We start from the raw sequence: 20,360 nt of genomic DNA on the forward strand, positions 1-20,360 counted from the left end.
ATTCAGACCGGTTTTTCAGAATTTTTCAGGAGTTGAACCATGGCGAAGAAGCCCAAGGCTGCCACTTTTATCAAAGACCCGCTCTGGTACAAGGACGCGGTGATCTACCAAGTTCATGTCAAATCCTATTTCGACTCCAACAACGACGGCATCGGTGACTTCCCCGGGCTGATCAGCAAACTCGATTACATTGCCGACCTCGGGGTGAACACCATCTGGTTGCTGCCGTTCTATCCCTCACCACGGCGCGACGATGGCTACGACATTGCCGAATACCGTGGCGTACACAGCGATTACGGGACGATGGCCGATGCCAAGCGTTTTATCGCCGAGGCGCATAAACGCGGATTGCGGGTCATCACCGAGCTGGTGATCAATCACACCTCCGACCAGCATCCTTGGTTCCAGCGCGCCCGCAAAGCCAAGCCCGGTTCCAGTGCGCGGGATTTCTACGTGTGGTCCGACGACGACCAGAAATACGACGGAACCCGGATCATCTTTCTCGACACGGAAAAATCCAACTGGACCTGGGATGCGGTGGCCGGCCAATACTTCTGGCACCGTTTCTATTCCCACCAGCCGGACCTGAACTTCGACAACCCGCAAGTGATGAAAGCCGTGTTGTCGGTAATGCGCTATTGGTTGGACATGGGCATCGACGGCCTGCGCCTGGACGCTATCCCGTACTTGATCGAACGCGATGGCACCAACAACGAAAACCTGCCGGAAACCCACGACGTCCTCAAGCAAATCCGCGCCGAGATCGACGCCAACTATCCGGACCGCATGTTGCTGGCCGAAGCCAATCAGTGGCCGGAAGACACGCAATTGTATTTTGGAGACAAAAAGGGCGATGACGGCGACGAATGCCACATGGCCTTCCACTTCCCGCTGATGCCGCGCATGTACATGGCCCTGGCCCAGGAAGACCGCTTCCCGATCACCGACATCCTGCGCCAGACCCCGGAAATCCCGGCTAACTGCCAATGGGCGATCTTCCTGCGCAACCACGATGAGTTGACCCTGGAGATGGTCACCGACAAGGAACGTGACTATCTGTGGAACTACTACGCCGCCGACCGCCGCGCACGCATTAACCTGGGTATCCGCCGGCGTCTGGCGCCGTTGATGGAACGCGACCGTCGCCGTATCGAACTGCTCAATAGCCTGCTGCTGTCGATGCCGGGCACGCCGACCTTATACTACGGCGACGAAATCGGCATGGGTGACAACATTTATCTCGGCGACCGCGACGGCGTGCGGACACCGATGCAGTGGACGATTGACCGCAACGGCGGGTTCTCGCGCGCTGACCCGGCCAGCCTGGTACTGCCGCCGATCATGGACCCACTCTACGGCTACCAGTCGGTCAATGTCGAAACTCAGGCCCAGGACCCGCACTCGCTGCTGAACTGGACGCGGCGCATGTTGGCGATCCGCAAGCAATCCAAGGCCTTCGGGCGCGGCAGCCTGAAAATGCTGTCGCCGAGCAATCGGCGGATTCTGGCGTATACCCGTGAGTACACCGGCGCCGATGGCAAACAGGAAATCATCCTCTGCGTAGCCAACGTCTCGCGTACCGCCCAGGCGGCCGAGCTGGACCTGTCAGCGTTTGCCGGCATGGTTCCGGTGGAAATGCTCGGCGGCAATGCCTTCCCGCCCATCGGCCAGCTGAATTTCCTGCTGACGCTGGCGCCTTACGGCTTCTATTGGTTCGTGCTGGCCACGGAAAACCAGATGCCGAGCTGGCACGTGGAGCCTGCGCAGAGCATTCCGGACTTCACCACACTGGTCCTGAAAAAGCGCCTCGAAGAATTGCTCGAAGCGCCAAGCCGTACGACGCTGGAGCAGACTTCGTTGCCGCAATGGCTGCCCAAGCGCCGCTGGTTTGCCGGCAAGGATTCGCCGATCGACACTGTGCACATCGCGTATGGCGTGCGCTTTGGCGATCCGCAGCATCCGGTGCTGTTCAGTGAAATCGAGGTCAGCAGCGGCGGGCAAGTGAGCCGCTATCAACTGCCGTTCGGTTTGCTCGGTGAAGACCAATTCACCAGTGCCCTGCCTCAACAATTGGCCTTGGCGCGGGTGCGACGCGTACGGCAGGTCGGGTTGATCACCGACGCCTTCAGCCTCGATAGCTTTGTGCGTGCGGTCATCCAGGCGATGCAGGCCAATACCGTGCTCCACGCCAGCGACGGCGAGATCCGCTTCGAACCCACCGCGCAACTGGCCCAGCGGCTACCGGCCGAGGAGTTGGAGGTACGTTACCTGGCGGCGGAGCAGTCCAACAGTTCGGTGGTGGTCGGCGAAAGCCTGGTGCTCAAGCTGATCCGCAAAATCAGCTCGGGCGTGCACCCGGAACTGGAAATGAGCGCTTACCTGACCGCAGCCGGCTACGCACATATTTCGCCGCTGCTGGGCTCGGTGATTCGCCGGGATGCCGAAGGACAGGACAACTTGCTGATGATTGCCCAGGGCTACCTGAGCAATCAGGGCGACGCGTGGGCCTGGACCCAGAACAACCTGGAACGGGCGATCCGCGACGAACTGGCGGAAGCGATTTCCGAACAGGAACAACACTACAACGCCCTCGGCGAACTGCAGGATTTTGCTGCGATGTTGGGGCAACGCCTGGGCGAAATGCACCAAGTGCTGGCCGCGCCTACCGACGACCCGGACTTCGCGCCAGAGGTAACGTCGGTCAAGGATAGTCAAGCCCTGGCCAAGCAGGTCGGGACTCAGTTGGACCAGGCCCTGCGCTTGCTCAAGCAGCATCAGAGTGAGTTGAACCCGGCGGACCAAGTGTTGGTCAGTGATTTGCTGGCGCAGAAAAAATCCATCGCCAGCCACGTCCAGGCGCTGGCCAAGGCTACCATCGGCGGCTGGCGGATTCGCGTGCACGGTGATTTGCACCTGGGCCAGGTCCTGGTGGTCAAGGGCGATGCTTATCTGATCGACTTTGAAGGCGAACCCGCGCGTCCGTTACACGAACGCCGTGGCAAACACAGTCCGTATAAAGACGTGACGGGCGTGCTGCGTTCGTTCGATTACGCCGCGGCCCTGGCGTTGAATGTGCAGGGGCAAGGGCTGGATCACTCGCCCGAAACCGATGCCGCGCGGCAACGGGTAGCGGACCGCTACGTGACTGAAGCGCGCCAGGCATTTATCCAGGCGTATCAAGAGGCTACGGCTACACTGGCGCATGATTGGCAAGATGCGAAGGGGGCTGACGCAGCACTCGCGTTGTTCAGCCTGGAGAAGGCTGCCTACGAGGTGGCCTATGAAGCGGAGAATCGTCCTGCCTGGCTGCCGGTGCCCTTGCAGGGTTTGCACGGGTTGCTTGGCGGCTTGAAAGCACTACCTAAAACGGCACGCAGAGGGAAAACGTCATGAGTTTCACGCACAATGAACCGCTGCAGCCAACATTAACCGCAATGCCGGCACCCAAGGACGTAGAGGCGCTGGTACGTGCCGAGCATCCTGATCCGTTCTCGATTCTGGGGCCACACGACGACGAGCAGGGCGGCCAGTTCATTCGCGCCTTCCTGCCGGAAGCCTTGAGTGTCGAAGTGCTGGCCCGTGATGGCGGCGAGCTGATCGGCCGCCTGGACACCACGTCGGCGCCGGGGCTGTTTGCCGGGCACTTCACCACGCGCCAGGATTACTTGTTGAAAATCCAGTGGGCCGGTGGCGAACAGATTACCGAAGACCCCTACAGCTTCAACCAATTGCTGCTGGGGGAAATGGACCTCTACCTGTTTGCCGAAGGCAATCACCGTGACCTGAGCAGTTGCCTGGGCGCACAAGTGACCCATGTCGACGGCGTCCAGGGTGTGCGCTTTGCCGTATGGGCACCGAATGCCCGTCGCGTCTCGGTGGTCGGCGATTTCAATATTTGGGACGGTCGCCGTCATCCGATGCGCCTGCGTCATCCGGCGGGGGTATGGGAAATCTTTATTCCGCGCCTACAACCGGGGGCGGCGTATAAATACGAAATTCTCGGCGCCCATGGGATCCTGCCCCTCAAGGCCGACCCCATGGCCCTGGCCACCCAATTGCCACCCGACACCGCCTCGAAAGTCGCCGCGCCAATGCACGTCGACTGGCACGACGACGCCTGGATGCAGGCCCGTGGCGAACGCCAGCGATCCAGTGCGCCATTGTCGATCTATGAATTGCACGTCGGTTCATGGCAGTGCGAGCTCGACGAGGCGGGCGAGGTGTCTCGGCAATATGGTTGGCAGGAGTTGGCTGAACGCTTGATTCCCTATGTACAGCAGTTGGGCTTCACGCATATTGAGCTGATGCCGATCATGGAGCACCCTTTCGGCGGTTCCTGGGGCTATCAGTTGCTGTCGCAATTCGCCCCGAGCGCCCGCTATGGCTCGTCGGATGACTTTGCCGCCTTCGTCAACGCCTGTCATCAGGCCGACATCGGGGTGATTCTCGACTGGGTACCGGCGCATTTTCCCACCGATACCCACGGCCTGGCGCAATTTGACGGGACCGCCCTGTACGAATACGGCAACCCGCTGGAAGGCTTTCACCAGGACTGGGATACGCTGATCTACAACCTGGGACGCACCGAAGTCCATGGGTTCATGCTCGCTTCGGCGTTGCACTGGTTGAAACACTTCCACATTGACGGTCTGCGGGTGGATGCCGTGGCGTCGATGTTGTACCGCGACTATTCGCGCAAGGCCGGCGAATGGGTGCCCAATCGCCACGGCGGTCGGGAGAACCTCGAAGCCATCGACTTCCTGCGTCATCTCAATGACGTGGTCGCCCTGGAGGCGCCTGGCGCGCTGGTGATTGCCGAGGAATCGACCGCCTGGCCCGGCGTCAGCCAAAGTACCCAGCAGGGCGGTCTGGGCTTCAACTACAAGTGGAACATGGGCTGGATGCACGATTCGCTGCACTACATGCAGCAAGACCCGGTGTACCGTGCCCATCATCACAGCGAACTGAGCTTTGGCCTGGTGTATGCCTGGTCAGAACGTTTCATCCTGCCGATTTCCCACGACGAAGTGGTGCATGGCAAGCACTCGCTGATTGACAAGATGCCCGGCGACCGTTGGCAGAAATTCGCCAACCTGCGCGCCTACCTGAGTTTCATGTGGACGCATCCGGGCAAGAAACTGTTGTTCATGGGCTGCGAGTTCGGCCAATGGCGCGAGTGGAATCACGACCAGCAGTTGGATTGGTACTTGCTGCAATACCCTGAACACCAGGGCGTGCAGAAACTGGTGGGTGACCTTAACCGCTTGTACCGCGAAGAGCCGGCGTTGCACGATCAAGATGATGCGCCGCAGGGCTTCCAGTGGTTGATCGGCGACGACGCGATCAACAGCGTTTACGCCTGGCTGCGCTGGAGCAAGGAGGGCAGGCCGGTGCTGGTGGTGGCCAACTTTACGCCGGTGCCGCGTGCAGCCTACAAGGTCGGCGTACCGTTTGCCGGTCGCTGGAGCGAGATGATCAACAGTGATGCCGATACGTATGCCGGTTCCAACTATGGCAATAGTGGCGGGGTATTTACCGTCGATGAGCCGAACCATGGGCAAGCGGTGTCACTGTCTCTCAACCTGCCACCGCTGGGGGTACTGATCTTGCGACCTGAGACTCCAGAAGCTTGAATACCCAATAGCTGGGGGGGTGTCCCCCACACATTGTAGGAGCGAGCTTGCTCGCGAAGAACTCGAAGGCACCGCGTTTAGCCTGAATGCACGTGGTGTCGTTGAGGTTTTTCGCGAGCAAGCTCGCTCCTACAAAAAGGCGCCCCCTCACCACGTTAGTAACCGTTCGTAGCGGCTGACAGCTATGGACGAGTGAGTTCGTATTGCACGAAAACACTGTCCTGGGCTCGCGCATCCGCTCCAGCAGCCTCGGGCGGTGCTCAGGAAACCTGCGTCAGACTTTTCAAATAATCGCCAAAACCACCCTGAACGCGGCACTCCAGACGACCGCTGGTCGTTACTTGAGGGTCGTGGCTCCAGGCAATCGTCGCGCCACTGCGCTCCAGTTGCCGTACCAACAGCACGTCCTCGTGACAAGCCAAGGGTTCAAAACCGCCTGCGCGCAGGTAGGCACTCGCGCTGAATCCCAGATTGGCACCGTGGATGTGCCGGTGATCGTCACACGCTTGATAGGCTTGCTGGTAGCGCATTTGCGCGTTGCAATCAAAGTCCTCGCTCCAGGCGTCGACGTTGACTGTTCCACAGACCGCATCCACCCCCAGCGCCAATTGCGCCACCAGCCAGTCAGGCGCAACCCGACTGTCGGCATCCGTACAGGAAATCCAGCGCGCGCCTTGGTTGAGCAAGTGACGGGCACCGATGCCGCGCACCTGTCCGATATTGCGCGCCTGTACCGTGAGACTTTCTACTTGATAGCCCTGTGCGATGGCTGCACTGCGATCCGTACAACTGTCGAGGACGACCAGGATCCGCACCTCTTCCCCCAGCAACGCTGGGTGGTTTGCCGCAATAATCGCCGTTTTGAGGCATTCGGGTAGTAGCGCTTCTTCGTTATGTGCCGGTATCAGAATGCCGATCATCGCAGGCCCTCCAGCGTGGCGACCGAGGCGCTTTGGCGACCCCACAGATCGAGTAAAAAATCGTTGTCGTGCATCTGCGCCTGACGAGGCATATCTAGCCGCTGCTCCAGCAATCCATGAACCTGTTCAGCGTTGAGCGGGCAGCCTTCGATAGACGGGCGCCAGTGACAGGCCAATACCTGGCCATCATCCGTCAGAGAGGCCAGGGCGCGATCGAGCATTGCACCCAGATCATCGTGGTCCAGGTAATAGCACCACTCGCTGAGCACGATCAGCTCAAACGAGCCCGCAGGCCATTCTTCCGGCAACCGCCGTTGTTGCACCTGCGCGTGGGGGAACCCCTGCAAACGCGATTCGGCCAACGACACCGCTGCCGCTGCGGTATCGCAGCACAGTAGCCGGTCACAACGCGTTGCCAGCGCTGCACTCAGTTCGCCATTGGCACAGCCAGGTTCGAAAATCGAGGCATAGTGGGGGCGTGTCAGCACCGCCAGGGTCAGTGCACGCTTGCGTTGCTCGTACCATCGCTGGCGGAAGTCCCAAGGATCATCGCTCTCGGTAAATAAATGGTCGAAGTAGGCGGTCGCGACACTCATAGGAAAACCACTTCAAAAGGCTGCAACAGACGTTCGATGACGTAGGGCGCCAATACCGGAGGCAAACCGATCAGTGGATCGCCCTCCAACTGACTGGCGAAGGCATGCATGGCGTGGCGCTTGCGAGCGATTGCTTCGGCTGTCAGTGCAATCTTGCGGGCGCGGTGCCAGGGCACCTGTTGATCTTCGGGCGTCGCCCAATGCCAGGTCCATACTGGCAGCTCGACCAGCCTGGCGCCCACCGCCAGGGCGGCCCTGGCGCTGGCGCGTCCGACGGCTTCATGGTCGCAATGCCCATCCTCGCGCCACGTGGTGAACACCACATCAGCGGGTTTGAGGTGACGCTGGATGAATTCACCCAGCTCATCCTCCCGCGCCGCCACCTGACTGTCGGCAAAACCGGCGCGCAGCCATTTCAGGCTATGCAGTGGCAACCCCAGGCGGTGCAGGGCCTGGGCCGACTCTTGAGGGCGGATCACGCTCAGGCGTTGCACCGGCCAACGGCGTGAGCCGGGATGACTGGCGCTGCCATCGGTCACGGAAATCAATTGCAGTGTTCGGTCCAGCGCGGCCAAGCCTTGCAGCAAGCCACCACAGCCGAGTACTTCATCGTCGGGATGGGGCGCGATGATGACCGCGCGGCTGCCTTCCGGCACAAGCTCTGCGACGCTGATCACGGGCAGGCTGGCCAGCCTGGCGGAATCTTGCCACAGGCGTAGCGGGGTACCTTGGCCGACAATCGGATTGGCTTTCATAGTGCCCACGTCTGGTTGGTTTGGCTGATCAGTTGTTGACCCAGGGCCGCCAAGTCACGTTCGGCATGGCTTTGACGCAGATACACTGGCAGATCCGCGATCAAGCGGGCGAAGTGCCGATCCTTGCAATAAGGCCCAGCCCCCAAGGCGCGGCCCGCATGCCCGATAACCTGGTCCGCCGCCGCCTCCACAACGCCCCTTGCCCGCCGCGCCAGCAACTGCGCATTGGCCTGCGGATGCCGGTCAATCTCTTCAGCGCTGCTCCGTAACACGGCGGCCGCGGCAGACAAGGCCACGTCCACAGCGCCCAGGTGAGCCAGCGCATGGGGTTCTTCACGGCGCGCGCAGTGTTCGCGCAAGACCTCTGCCAGACAGCGTGCCGCCCCATACCAACAGGCCGCTATGCCGACCCCACCGTGCCAGAAGCCAGGGCGTTGCAAGTAGTCGCCGGGGCCGCCCACCGCCACGCCATCGGCGTTGCAAAACCGCACTTGCACACTGGCAGTGGCGCCCATGCCGACCGCTTCCCAGCCTTCACCCGTTACCGTGACGCCTGCCTGGTGCATTGGCACGGCAATCAGTTGTTGGCGGTCCCGTTCATCCCAGGCGGTTAGCAGACCGTGGCTGACCACGCCGGCGCCTGAACACCAGGCCTTGCACCCCTCAAGCACCCAGCGCTGACCCACACGCGTGACTCGAACCCGCTCCGTGGGTGGTTCAGCCGCCCACATGCCCCACGTACTGCCAGTAGCTGGAGCGGGGCTGTCGAGTTCCGCCATGATCGCGAGCGCATCGGTGTGCCCTTCAAACAACTTACACAGCCCAAGATCATGGCCCGCCACGCGCGCCAACTGGTTGAAACGCTGCAGCGTTTGCCCGCCACCGGGCAGCGGCAACTGGTCCAACCGCTGCTGGGCCATCGCCCTCAGGGTTTGCCCGAGGCCCTCGGCATCCACAGGTGCCTGGCGATCAAGCTGCAGAAATGCGTGCAGCGCCATTTCACACCTCGTCTTCCTGTTGCAGCTCGAACAACAGTAACGAGCGGTTGGTCACCGCATATTCGTGATCAAAGTCAAAGCGTTCCTGGCCGCGCACCGCCGTTTGATTGATATCGACCAGGCATGTCCAGAAGCCGCCATCCGGAACCGGTGGCAGGCGGAAGTTGACGACGTCGTGGTGTGCATTCACCACCAGCAACAGCGTGGCATCCGCACCCGGGCGGCGGATCCCGGTTTCCTGGGCGCGGCCGTCAAGCAACATGCCCAGGCAGCGACCGTGACTGTCATGCCATTGCTCGGTGGCCATCTCGTTGCCATCCGGCGCCAACCAGGTCACATCTTTAACGCCGATGTCTTCGTTGTAATCGCCGACAAGGAAACGCCCACGGCGCAGGATCGGGTAAGCCTGACGCAGCTTGATCAGACGTTTGACGAACTGCAGCAAGGCTTTGCCGTCTTCATCCAGATCCCAATTGACCCAACCGATCTCACTGTCCTGGCAATAGGCATTGTTGTTGCCATGCTGGGTACGGGCGAACTCATCGCCGGCCACCAGCATCGGCGTGCCTTGCGCCAGCAACAGCGTGGCGAACAGATTGCGCATCTGGCGCAGGCGCAATGCGTTGATTTCAGGATCATCGGTAGGTCCTTCAACCCCGCAGTTCCACGAGAGGTTGTTGTTGCTGCCGTCCTGATTGTTCTCGTCGTTGGCTTCGTTGTGTTTGTCGTTGTAGGACACCAGGTCGTGGAGGGTGAAGCCATCATGGGCGGTGATGAAGTTCACCGAACTGTAAGGACGGCGCCCACGCTGGTTGAACATATTTCCCGACGCCGTCATGCGCCCGGCAAAATCCGCCAACTGTCCGTCGTCGCCTTTCCAGAACGCACGCACGGTGTCACGGAATCGGTCGTTCCATTCCATCCAGCCCGGTGGGAATTTGCCCACTTGGTAGCCACCGGGGCCGCAGTCCCAGGGCTCGGCGATCATTTTTACCTGGCGCAGGATCGGGTCCTGGCGGCAGGCGACCAGGAAGCTGTGACGCTCGTCGAAACCCTCATGATAGCGGCCAAGAATGGTCGCCAAATCAAAGCGGAAGCCGTCGACGTGCATCTCGGTGGCCCAGTAACGCAGGGAGTCGGTGACCATTTGCAGCACGCACGGGTGACTCAGGTCCAGGGTATTGCCGGTCCCGGAATCGTTGATGTAGTAGCGTTTGTCGTCGGGCATCAACCGGTAGTACGAGGCGTTATCGATGCCGCGCATCGACAGCGTCGGACCTTGCTCGTTGCCCTCGGCGGTGTGGTTGTAGACCACGTCCAGAATCACCTCGAGCTTGGCCTCGTGCAGGTGCGCAACCATCTCCTTGAACTCGGCGATCTTGCCGCTGGCCAGATAACGCGGATCAGGCGCGAAGAAGGCGATGCTGTTGTAGCCCCAATAGTTGGTCATGCCTTTTTCCAGCAGGTGCTGGTCGTTGACAAAGGCATGCACCGGCAACAACTCGACCGACGAAACGCCCAACTGGCGAATGTGCTTGAGCACGTCATCTTCCATCAGTCCGGCGCAGGTACCGCGTGCGGCTTCGGGCACCGAAGGATGACGCATGCTGATACCACGCAAATGCGTTTCGTAAATGATGGTGCGATCCCACGGCGTGCGTACCGGCAGGTCATTGCCCCAGGTATGCGCAGGGTCGATGACTTTGCTCTTGGGCACAAAGGGTGCGCTGTCGCGTTCGTCAAAACTGAGGTCGGCATCGGGGTGGCCGATGGTGTAGCCGAACAGCGCTTCAGACCACTTCAGTTCGCCCACCAGTTGTTTGGCGTAGGGATCGATCAGCAATTTGTTGTGGTTGAAGCGATGACCGTTGGCCGGATCGTAAGGACCGTAGACGCGATACCCGTAGATCAGGCCGGGATGGGCGTCAGGCAGGTAGCCGTGGAAGGTTTCATCGGTGTATTCGGGCAGTTCGATACGTTCCAGCTCGATTTCACCGCTGTCATCGAACAAACACAGCTCGACTTTGGTGGCGTTGGCCGAGAACAGCGCGAAGTTGACGCCCAGGCCATCCCAGGTGGCGCCCAGAGGGAAGGGCAAACCTTCACGAATCCGCGACGGCTCGCTGGCGGGCGTCGGTTGGGCTTTGTCGGGTTTGCTCATGGTGTTGCTCCTGCAATTTTTTCGGGCCAAGAGGCCGTGCCGGCCAAGGGCCAGGTAAGAATCCGGGGGGGTAACAGTCAATACGTCTTGAACCTTGCCGAACGGGAGGTAGAGTTTGCGCGGCCCTGCCTAGGTCAGGTTCAGTTGGAAGGTTTACGCGGCGCCCTGGGTTTCTTGGCTTCTGCAGGTTTTGCCGCCACAGCGGCGGCTGGTTTCGCCTTGGCCTTTGGTTTGGCTTTGGCCGCAGCTTTAGGCTTGGTCGGTGCCAACGCCTCGGCTTCTACCAACTTGCGCGCCATCTCCCAATGGCGGGCCTCGTGGCCTTCAGGTTTACCTTCAGACTCCCAGATCTGATACGCGAACTCACGAATGCGTTTGTCTTCGGTATTCATCGCAATGCTCCTCGCAGAAAATTTCAGCTTTTTTGGTCATCAGGATTAATCAAGATATTCACCGGGACAACGCCCAGGGCCGCACTGACCATTAGCTCCTTGTTGGGTGTGACTGCGTCTGTTTGCAAAAGTCCCTTCCAGTTTTGCATCGCGGGGGCGAACGGCAGTTGGATCCGGGTATCGCCCCAGACTTGCGCGTCAATCCGTGGGTATGCGTTGTTTTCAAGCAATCCATGGGACCAGCGCGGCACTATCACCAACAGCCTCTTGCCCTGATATTCGCGGCAAAAGGCGACGACCCGCTCGGCGTATTTGCCCACCACCTCGAGCGGTTCATAAGTGCCTTTGGCGAACAGCGCCGAATGGGTCTTGCGCAGGTTCAATGCCTCGCTGATCAAGGTCTGCTTGAGGTGCCCGTCACGCCAATGTTCAAGCAACGCTTCAATTTCGTCCGGCGCTTGCAAGGCACGTTGCCGGGCATTGAAGTCCACCGGCCGACGGTTGTCGGGATCCACCAGGCTCAAGTCCCAGAACTCGGCGCCCTGGTACAGGTCCGGCACGCCTGGCACACTGATCCGCAGCAAGGATTGCGCCAGTCCGTTCAGGGCGCCGGCGGGTGCGATGGCGTGGGCGGCACGTCCCAGCGCCGTACGCAGCGCCGTCCCTGAGTCGTCGAGCAACAAGCGTGCGAGGAACGCCTCGACAGCTTGCTCGTAAACCTCGTTGGGCGCGCTCCAACTGCTGTGCAACTTGGCCTCGCGCAAGGCTTTTTGCTGCCATTGCCAGAGTCGCTGGTGATACTCGTCACGGGCGTCGGCGTCGGCATCAAGATCCAGGTCGAGCGGCCAACTGCCCAGCAATACCTGATAGAGAATCAGCTCATCAGCGGCCGACGGCGCGGCCGGATCGCTGCGCACGGGCGCTGCCAGGCTCCGCCAATGGGTGACTTGCTCGGCGTACCAGCTGGCACACTCGCTGAGCACCGCCAGGCGCGCGCGGCTGTCCTCACCGCGTTTGTGGTCGTGGGTGGCGCTGGCCAGCAGATTGTCCGGGAAGGTGTGCAAGCGTTGCTGATTAACCGCGTGAAAATCTGCCAGGGGCGCACTGAACTGTTCGGTGTTGAACCCCACGTCGTTGCGCGACAGCAACACCGCCGAGCGATAGAACGCGGTGTCTTCCACGGCCTTGGCGGCGGCCGGGGAGGTCAGTTGCTGGAAGCGCACGCACGCATGCTTGAGCATCTTGCGTTCGCGTCCCACTGGACGCTCGCGCCAAGGCTGGCCGCCGAGCCATCGTTGCAGGCAATCGAGCACCGGCCAGTCGCCCTCGCTCAAGGTGCCGCGGGCACCGGCCAGGGCTTGCAGGAAAAACCTGTCGTCGCGCTCGCTGCGGCCCAAGGCACTGATATAGGTGCGATACACCGGGAAATGCACGATGAGCGCCTGCAAGGCGCGACGAATCGCGCCCAGGGTCAGGTCGCGACTCATCACGTCGTCGCGGGCCACTTGCAGTAATGCCTGGGCGACACTTTCAAAGTCACCCGCGAGGGAGCCGTTGAGGATTTGCTGGCGGGCTAGCCAGGCCTCTTCGATAAACGCCGACGGGCGCTCGGTCTGGCTGGACCAGAGTTGCGCCAAGGGTTCAAAGCCCTGCGGATCATGTTGCAACAGCGACAGTTGGTTCATGAACTCGTAGCCGGTGGTGCCGTCCACGCTCCAGTCTTCACGCAGCGTTTCGCCTTCGCCGAGGATTTTTTCAACGAAGATCGGCAGATGCCGCTGGGGCGACAGCGCGTCAACCCGGCGCCGGAGCTTGCGACAGTAGCCGCGAGGATCGGCGAGGCCGTCGATATGGTCGATGCGCAAGCCATCGATCAAACCTTCGCTGATCAATTGGAAGATCTTGCCATGGGTCGCTTCGAACACCGCGGCTCGCTCGACTCGCAGACCGCCCAGCTCATTGACGTCGAAAAAGCGTCGCCAGTTGATGTCATCCGCCGCTGTACGCCAGCTGGCCAGGCGATAGCTTTGTTGTTCCAGCAATTGATGCAAACGCGCAAAACCTTCGGGTTGCCGCGAATCGAACAGTGCAAGGCTGGCATCGATAGCGCCGCGCACCGTCGGATCACTGGCCTGCTCGGCCAACGCTTGCTTCAGCGGCTGCGCCTGAGCATAGGCATCGGTTTGATAGGCCAGGGCGCTGAAGCGGTCGGCCAGGTCTTTGAGAGAAGGCTCGGCGCGCAGGATGTCGCCATAGTCGCCGGGGCAGATCGGGAAGCGGTGTTCATAGTGTTCGACAAAAAAACTGCCGTGCTGGGCATCGAAGCACAGGGGTAAGGTGCCGTTTTGCAACGCCTCGCCGTAATCGCTGCCCAGAAAAGGCATCAGCAATTGGCCTTTGAGCAGCGGGTCGGGTGAATGCCATTGAATATCGAAGAACTCGCTGTAGGGGCTCAGGCGTCCCCACTCCAGCAAGTCCAGCCACCAAGGATTGTCGCTGCCACCGACGGCCATGTGGTTGGAGACGATATCGAGGATCAGCCCCATGTCGTGCTGGCGCAGCGCCTCGACCAGCCGGCGCAGCGCGGGTTCGCCGCCCAGTTCAGGGTTGACGGTGGTCGGATCGACGACATCGTAGCCATGCATGGAGCCGGCGCGGGCGCGCAACAGCGGCGAGGCGTACACATGACTGATGCCGAGCGCGGCGAAGTAAGGCACCAGCGGCACCGCATCGTCGAGGGTAAAGCCTTGATGAAATTGCAGGCGCTGGGTGGCGCGCAGAGGTATTGCGTTCATCGGTCACGCTCACTGGCTTGTTGGCGGGCGACAGCCAGCAACTCAAGACGCCGGGCGGCGTTTGCATCGTCGAGCACGTTCGCGGCCTCGCCCGGCAAACGCCGGCGCCAGTTGGGATGGGTGTCGGTGGTGCCGGGCAGATTGGCTTGCTCTTCAATGCCCAGGGCATCTTCAAGGGGCAACAGCACCAGCGGTGCACGGGTGTGGCCCAGGTACCGCACGCTGGCGTCGATCATGTGGTCGGTTTCGTTGCGTATTTCATCACTGAAGTTCTGCGGGTCCTGGCTCAGGGCCTGGCGCAGGGCCTGGCGCTCACGCAAGCGATGCTCGCTCCACTGCTCGACCGCCGGCGCATCGATGAGCCCGAGTTGAATATTCCAGTCGATGTCACGGCTGTGCCACCAGCCATTGAGCGTCGGCAGATCATGGGTGCTGCTGGTGGCCAGGGCGTTGTCGGGCCAATCGAGGATCGGCGTGAATTGGCCTGCATGATCCTGCTCGAACAGCAACACGCGCATGCCGAGTATCGAGCGGGCGATCAGCTTGTCGCGCAGACCATCGGGCACGGTGCCCAAGTCCTCGCCGAGGACGATGGCCTGGTGACGGCTGGACTCCAGGGCCAACAGCCGCAGCAGGTCGTCTACCGGGTAATACAAATAGGCACCGTCCTTGGGCGAGGCGTCCTTGGGAATCACCCACAGCCGCTGCAGACCCATGACATGGTCGATGCGCAAGCCGCCGGCGTGCGCGAAGTTGGCCCGCAGCATTTCAATAAAGGCACGAAAGCCATGGCGCTTGAGGCCTTCGGGGGAAAACGCGGAAATCCCCCAGCCTTGCCCGGAACGGTTGAGAATGTCCGGCGGCGCGCCCACGGTCAGTTCAGCCAGCAACTCATCCTGGCGGCTCCAGGCCTGACTGCCGGCGCCATCCGCGCCGACGGCCAGATCGGCAATCAACCCGACGCCCATACCGCCGCCACGCGCTGCTTGTTGCGCGCGCTCCAGGCAGCGGGCGATCAGCCATTGGCTGAAGGCGTAGAAGGCAATTTCTTCAGCATGCTCGCGGGCAAACTGCGCCAACTCCGGGCTGCCGGGGTCGCGCCAGGCTTGTGGCCAATCGCGCCAGTCGAGGCTTTCGCCGTTGGCGGCGTGCTGGGCCTGTATCGCTTCGAAGCGGCAGTGGTTTTCCAAGGCTTCACCGCCGGCCTGGCGAAAACTGAGGAAGTCGGCGTGTTGCGGGTGCTCCCCGGCGCGAAAGTCATCGAACAGTGCACGCAACAGACGTTGCTTGGCCTTGGCCGCGGCAGGCCAGTCGATCAGGCTTTGTTGTTCGAGTTCTTGCAACTCGTCCGCCAACCCACTGCTTTGGATAGCGTCGCGCAGTGCGCGTTCACCGAGGATACAACCCGGCGAGGCATACAGACTGTTAAGGAACAGGCGACTGGAGGGCGAGTAAGGGCTGTAGCGCTCGGCGTCGGCGCTGAACATCGCGTGCATCGGGCTGATCGCCAGGGCATCGGCGCCACGCTCAGCGGCCGCGCGGGCCAGTTGTTCAAGAGCCTGGGTGTCACCGAAACCGCCGTCACCGCTACGGCGCAGGGCATATAACTGGGCGCTCAGGCCCCAGGCGCGAGCGTTCTGGCTGTCAACGGCGTCGGCCACGCTGTAGCAACGACTCGGCGCCACGGCTAGCGTGAACTGTTGCTCGGCGATGTGTACGAGGTGGTACCCCACGGGAAGAGCACCCGCAAGCGCCGCCTCGGCGCTCAGTTTCAGGGTTCGGGTCTTGCCATCTTCCAGGTCGATCCGGCAAGGCGTGCCCGGCGCGAAATACCGTGCCAGGTCCAGAGACATACCGACATCCAGGGTGAGCAAGGGTGGCAGGTGCTTGTCTTGCTGCACTTGCTCCAGATCTTTCAGGCTGGCGGCGATGGCTTCATCGCTGTCGGCGGGATGGCCCAGGCCTTTGAGCACGGCGCGCAGAGCGTCGGGACTGACATGTTGCATACGGCCGTTGGCGTCGATCCAATCAACCGCCAGCCCGGCGCGGCTGGCCAGGATTTCCAATTGCGCGTCGCTCAAGAGTGCTCTCCAACAGGTGATGAGGTGTCGCCCGGCGTCAGGCTGACGCGGGCGCTGAAGGGCGTGAGTAAGGCGTCGTCGGTAGCGCTGGCAAACAGGATGTGCGCGCCGGCCGGGTGCTTGAAGCTGGCCGGGCTGAGGTTCAGGTCGATCTGCAACACCTCGCCATTGCCCAGGCGCCAGCGCGCCGACACTGCGCCCTGGCCCAGTACCTGCGCCCCCAGCGCCACGCAGCCCGGCAAGTGCGGCACGATATGGCGTTGGCGCAGGCTCAACAGTTGCCGGTAGAGCCGGGTGTGCTGGTTCTCGGTAAAGCTCGGTATCGACTGGTGGAACGTTGACGCCGCGTTGGGATCCGGAATTCGCTCGCGTCGCTCGGCATCCTGAAATGCGGCAAACTCGGCGAACTCGTTGCGCCGGCCTTCGCGCACCGCCTCGGCCAGTTCTCCGTGGTGATCGGTGAAGAACAGGAAAGGTTCGCGAGCGTTGACTTCGTCGCCCATGAACATCAGGGGAATCATCGGCGACAGCAGTAGCAGGGCGGTCGCCGCCCGGAGCGCCTCGGGCGTGCAGAGTTGGTGCAGGCGCTCGCCCAGGGCGCGATTGCCGATCTGATCATGGTTCTGCAAAAACAGCACGAAAGCACTCGGCGGCAGATGCCCGCTGCGCTCGCCGCGCGTGTGGCCGTGGCGCGTGGCGTGCCCCTGGTAGATGAAGCCTTCGCTCAGGCAACGCGCCAGCTTGGCGGTGGTGTCTTCGGCAAAATCGCTGTAATAGGCGTCTGTCTCGCCGGTCAGCAGCACGTGCAGGGCATTGTGGCCATCGTCGTTCCACTGGGCGTCGAAATCCTGCTCCAGCAGGTTGGCTTGGTTGAATTCGTTCTCCAGCACCAGCCAGACATGGCGCGCAGGGTCGATCTGCTGACGCACACGCTGTGCCAGCTCCTTGAGGAAGTTGGGGTTATCGATGGCATGCACGGCATCCAGGCGCAGGCCGTCGAAGCGGTATTCAAGCAGCCACATCAGCGCGTTATCGAGGAAGAAGTCGCGCACCTCGCGGCGATCGAAGTCGATCCCGGCCCCCCAGGGCGTATGCACGTCTTCGCGGAAAAAACCTTTGGCATACTGGCCCAGGTAATTGCCGTCGGGGCCGAAGTGGTTGTAGACCACATCGAGGATCACGGCGAGGCCGTGCTCATGGGCGCGATCGATCAGTTGTTTGAGTTGTTCGGGGGAGCCGTAGGTGGATTGCGGCGCATAGGGCAAGACCCCGTCGTAGCCCCAATTCCGTTCGCCGGGAAACTGCGCCAGGGGCATCAGTTCAATCGCGGTGATACCCAGTTCAGCCAGGGGCGGCAGGTGTTTTTCAACCTCGGTGTAACCGCCCAGCGCACCGACATGCAGTTCGTAGATCACCGCCTGATGCCAAGGACGGCCTTGCCAGTTGCGATGGCGCCATTGATAGGCGAGCGGGTCGACTACCAGGCTCCAGCCATGCACGTCGAGAGCCTGCGCTCTCGATGCTGGGTCTGGCACATCGCGTTCGCCATCGATGTTGTAGCGGTAACGAGTGCCCGCCGGGCACTGTAATTCGACAACAAACCAGCCATCCGCCCGGGACAGCATGGCGGCCGAGCTTCCATCTTCCAATTCCACGCTGACATAAAATGCATCAGGCGCCCACAAGGCGAAACGGGTATGTTTCGCGTCCAGGATCCTCGCGCCGTGGGGCCATGTTTCCAGAGTCCGTAACGGCATTAAGTGCGACCTCGTCAGTTTTTTCCTGTTTTTACCTGTGCTTTCGCTACCAGGAGTTCATACAGTTCGGCATAGGGTTCGACTGCCTGGCTCCAGTTGAACGGTGCGCTCATGGCCCGGCAACGCATGGCGTTCAGCAGGCCGGGGTAAGCGAACACCTTGAACGCCCGGGACAAGGCGGCTTTGTAGCTGGACACCGTGGATTCGTCGAACAGGAAGCCGGTAACGCCATCCTCGATGGTGTCAGCCAAGCCACCGGTGTTGCGCGCCACCGGCAGCGAACCAAAACGCTGGGCGTACATCTGGCTCAAGCCGCAAGGCTCGTAGCGCGACGGCATGAGTAAAAAGTCGCTGCCGGCGAACATCCGACGCGCATCGGTTTCGTTGAAGCCAATGCGTACGCCGATGCGGCCGGGGAAACGCAGGGCCAGGGCGCGCATCGATTGCTCTTCTTCAGGCTCACCACGGCCGATGATCGCAATCTGACCGCCGTTTTCGACGATATAACTCGACACCGCCTCGGTCAGGTCCAGGCCTTTCTGGTACACCAGGCGCGACACCACGGCAAACAGCGGGCCGGTGGAGGGCTCAAGGCCAAACAACTCGCGCACCTGGGTGGCGTTGACGGCCTTGCCTTCCCAGTCACCAATGTTGAAGGGGTGTTCCAGATGTGGATCAGTCGACGATTCCCAGCTTTCATCTATGCCATTGGGAATGCCACTGAGCAGACCTTGCTGAGTCTTGCTGGCGAGAAAACCATCCAGGCCACAACCGAATTCGGGGGTGGTGATTTCACGCGCATAGGTGGCACTGACCGTGGTGATATGGCTGGAATAGGCCATGCCGGCCTTGAGGAACGACATCTTGCCGTAGAACTCCATGCCTTCCTGCTGCAAGGCATGCTCGGGAATGCCAAGTTCCGGACACGACGCCAGACTGATCACACCCTGATAGGCGAGGTTGTGGATGGTAAATAACGTCGGCGTGCGTGAACCACGCCAGTGCATATACGCGGGTGCCAGGCCCGCGGGCCAGTCATGGGCGTGCACCAGGTCAGGGCGCCAGTGGATGTGCGCCAGATTGGCGGCGATATCGGCGGCAGCCAGGCCCAGGCGAGCGAAGCGGATATGGTTGTCCGGCCAGTCACGCCCATTATTCGCACCGTAAGGCGTGCCTTCGCGCTCGTAGAGCTCGGGGCAGATCAAGACATAAATGACCAGCCCGTCCTTGAGGTCCATGCGCCCGATCTTGCAAGGCGGCAGCGCGGCATGGCCACCCAGCTCGCCGATGATATGAATGGGGTTGTCGCTCTCGAGCACCTGCGGGTAACCGGGGATCAACACCCGCACATCGTGCAAATGGGCCATGGCGCGAGGCAGCGCGGCGGAGACATCGCCCAGGCCACCGGTCTTCACCAGGTCGGCCAGTTCCGAGGTCACAAACAGTACTTTTTTACGATTGGGTTTTTGAGACGATACCGGCCGCGTTGTGCCGGAAAGTTCAGCCAACGACGTTGGCCCGCTCACCGGCTGATTAAAACGCTCTCCCTGAGTATCTATAGCGGCACTGATCATAATTCTCTCCCATGTGTTGTTCAGCTGATGACCTGACGCCATCAGCGAAGATTGGCAGCATCCTGCGGCCAGACGTACAAGCGCTACACAGACCCGCAAGCCTTATGCCAGTTGTGCTGGTGTGATCAATTGAGTGGATAGACGGGCGTCGACGTGGGACACCAGCGCGCTTCTCACCCTAGACCTGACCTGTGACAGATGTGGAAAGTTTAGATTTTTTGCGGGGTTTTTGTTCTGAAGGAGAACCATCGGTCAGCAGTCTAGGCCAGATGCTAGACCCCGTAAGGCGTGTGGGAAATTTTTGTAGGACAAAAAAATTTTGCTGAAAGGGAAGCGATAGCGCAAAACGCGAGAGCTTGGGCTCGACTCGCTGCTTCGGCGCTCTTTATCAGGTTCCGCCGCTGGAAAGTCGATGCCTGATCGCAGGGCACCGCAACACCCGTGCCCGAAAAGGGTGCGCCGCACTGGCGCGCAACAGTTAAAGTGATTTATTAAGAGATAATATATGTTTATAAACAGCAGGTTACATAGTTAATGTGAAGTGATTTATCGTTATGTAGGAGCGAGCTTGCTCGCGAAAAACCTCAACGATAGCGCGTGCTTCCTGGATAAACGCGGCGCCTATGAGTTTTTCGCGAGCACGCTCGCTCCTACATTTAGGGTTTGCCAGTCCTTGGGCTGCTCAGCAGCCACTCTGC

Annotated in this window: 12 protein-coding genes; 2 read left to right on the forward strand and 10 right to left on the reverse strand. The window is 61.0% G+C overall.

Going from position 1 to position 20,360, the window contains the following annotated elements; all coding sequences use genetic code 11:
* The first annotated feature begins 39 nt into the window (after positions 1-39).
* Both treS and glgB read left to right on the forward strand, forming a co-directional pair.
* Positions 40-3,393, forward strand: coding sequence for a maltose alpha-D-glucosyltransferase (gene treS, locus BLU75_RS09790; protein ID WP_084376777.1), 3,354 nt, complete (start codon positions 40-42; stop codon positions 3,391-3,393).
* Complete coding sequence (gene glgB, locus BLU75_RS09795; protein WP_084376776.1) at positions 3,390-5,633, forward strand: 1,4-alpha-glucan branching protein GlgB; 2,244 nt, start codon at positions 3,390-3,392, stop codon at positions 5,631-5,633. The genes treS and glgB overlap by 4 nt, the downstream gene beginning before the upstream one ends.
* Positions 5,634-5,893: 260 nt before the next feature.
* On the opposite strand, the gene BLU75_RS09800 is transcribed toward glgB, so the two are convergent.
* The 10 genes from BLU75_RS09800 to glgA form a co-directional block, all read right to left on the reverse strand.
* The gene (locus BLU75_RS09800) at positions 5,894-6,553 is read right to left on the reverse strand and encodes a glycosyltransferase family 2 protein (protein ID WP_090221438.1); all 660 of its coding nucleotides are present in this window, start codon (positions 6,551-6,553) and stop codon (positions 5,894-5,896) included.
* Positions 6,550-7,149 carry an SAM-dependent methyltransferase gene (locus BLU75_RS09805; protein WP_084376774.1) on the reverse strand — a complete coding sequence of 200 codons (600 nt, stop codon included), beginning with the start codon at positions 7,147-7,149 and terminating at the stop codon, positions 6,550-6,552. The genes BLU75_RS09800 and BLU75_RS09805 overlap by 4 nt, the downstream gene beginning before the upstream one ends.
* Positions 7,146-7,904: a PIG-L deacetylase family protein gene (locus BLU75_RS09810; protein WP_084376773.1), complete on the reverse strand. Its 759-nt coding sequence runs from the start codon at positions 7,902-7,904 to the stop codon at positions 7,146-7,148. Before BLU75_RS09810 ends, BLU75_RS09805 begins: the two co-directional genes overlap by 4 nt.
* Positions 7,901-8,902 carry an acyl-CoA dehydrogenase family protein gene (locus BLU75_RS09815; RefSeq protein WP_090221439.1) on the reverse strand — a complete coding sequence of 334 codons (1,002 nt, stop codon included), beginning with the start codon at positions 8,900-8,902 and terminating at the stop codon, positions 7,901-7,903. Before BLU75_RS09815 ends, BLU75_RS09810 begins: the two co-directional genes overlap by 4 nt.
* Position 8,903: 1 nt before the next feature.
* On the reverse strand, positions 8,904-11,063 hold the full coding sequence (glgX, locus tag BLU75_RS09820) for a glycogen debranching protein GlgX (RefSeq protein WP_084376771.1): 2,160 nt from the start codon (positions 11,061-11,063) through the stop codon (positions 8,904-8,906).
* 140 nt (positions 11,064-11,203) lie between these two features.
* Positions 11,204-11,455, reverse strand: coding sequence for a DUF2934 domain-containing protein (locus tag BLU75_RS09825; protein ID WP_084376770.1), 252 nt, complete (start codon positions 11,453-11,455; stop codon positions 11,204-11,206).
* A gap of 23 nt (positions 11,456-11,478) precedes the next feature.
* The gene (locus tag BLU75_RS09830) at positions 11,479-14,250 is read right to left on the reverse strand and encodes a malto-oligosyltrehalose synthase (protein WP_084376769.1); all 2,772 of its coding nucleotides are present in this window, start codon (positions 14,248-14,250) and stop codon (positions 11,479-11,481) included.
* Positions 14,247-16,331, reverse strand: a complete 2,085-nt coding sequence (gene malQ, locus BLU75_RS09835; RefSeq protein WP_084376768.1) for a 4-alpha-glucanotransferase — start codon at positions 16,329-16,331, stop codon at positions 14,247-14,249. Before malQ ends, BLU75_RS09830 begins: the two co-directional genes overlap by 4 nt.
* Positions 16,328-18,088, reverse strand: coding sequence for a malto-oligosyltrehalose trehalohydrolase (treZ, locus tag BLU75_RS09840; protein WP_084376767.1), 1,761 nt, complete (start codon positions 18,086-18,088; stop codon positions 16,328-16,330). The genes malQ and treZ overlap by 4 nt, the downstream gene beginning before the upstream one ends.
* Positions 18,089-18,102: 14 nt before the next feature.
* The gene (glgA, locus tag BLU75_RS09845; protein WP_084376766.1) at positions 18,103-19,662 is read right to left on the reverse strand and encodes a glycogen synthase GlgA; all 1,560 of its coding nucleotides are present in this window, start codon (positions 19,660-19,662) and stop codon (positions 18,103-18,105) included.
* Between the last annotated feature and the right edge of the window lie 698 nt (positions 19,663-20,360).

It is taken from the genome of Pseudomonas mucidolens, assembly GCF_900106045.1.
Lineage (GTDB): Bacteria > Pseudomonadota > Gammaproteobacteria > Pseudomonadales > Pseudomonadaceae > Aquipseudomonas > Aquipseudomonas mucidolens.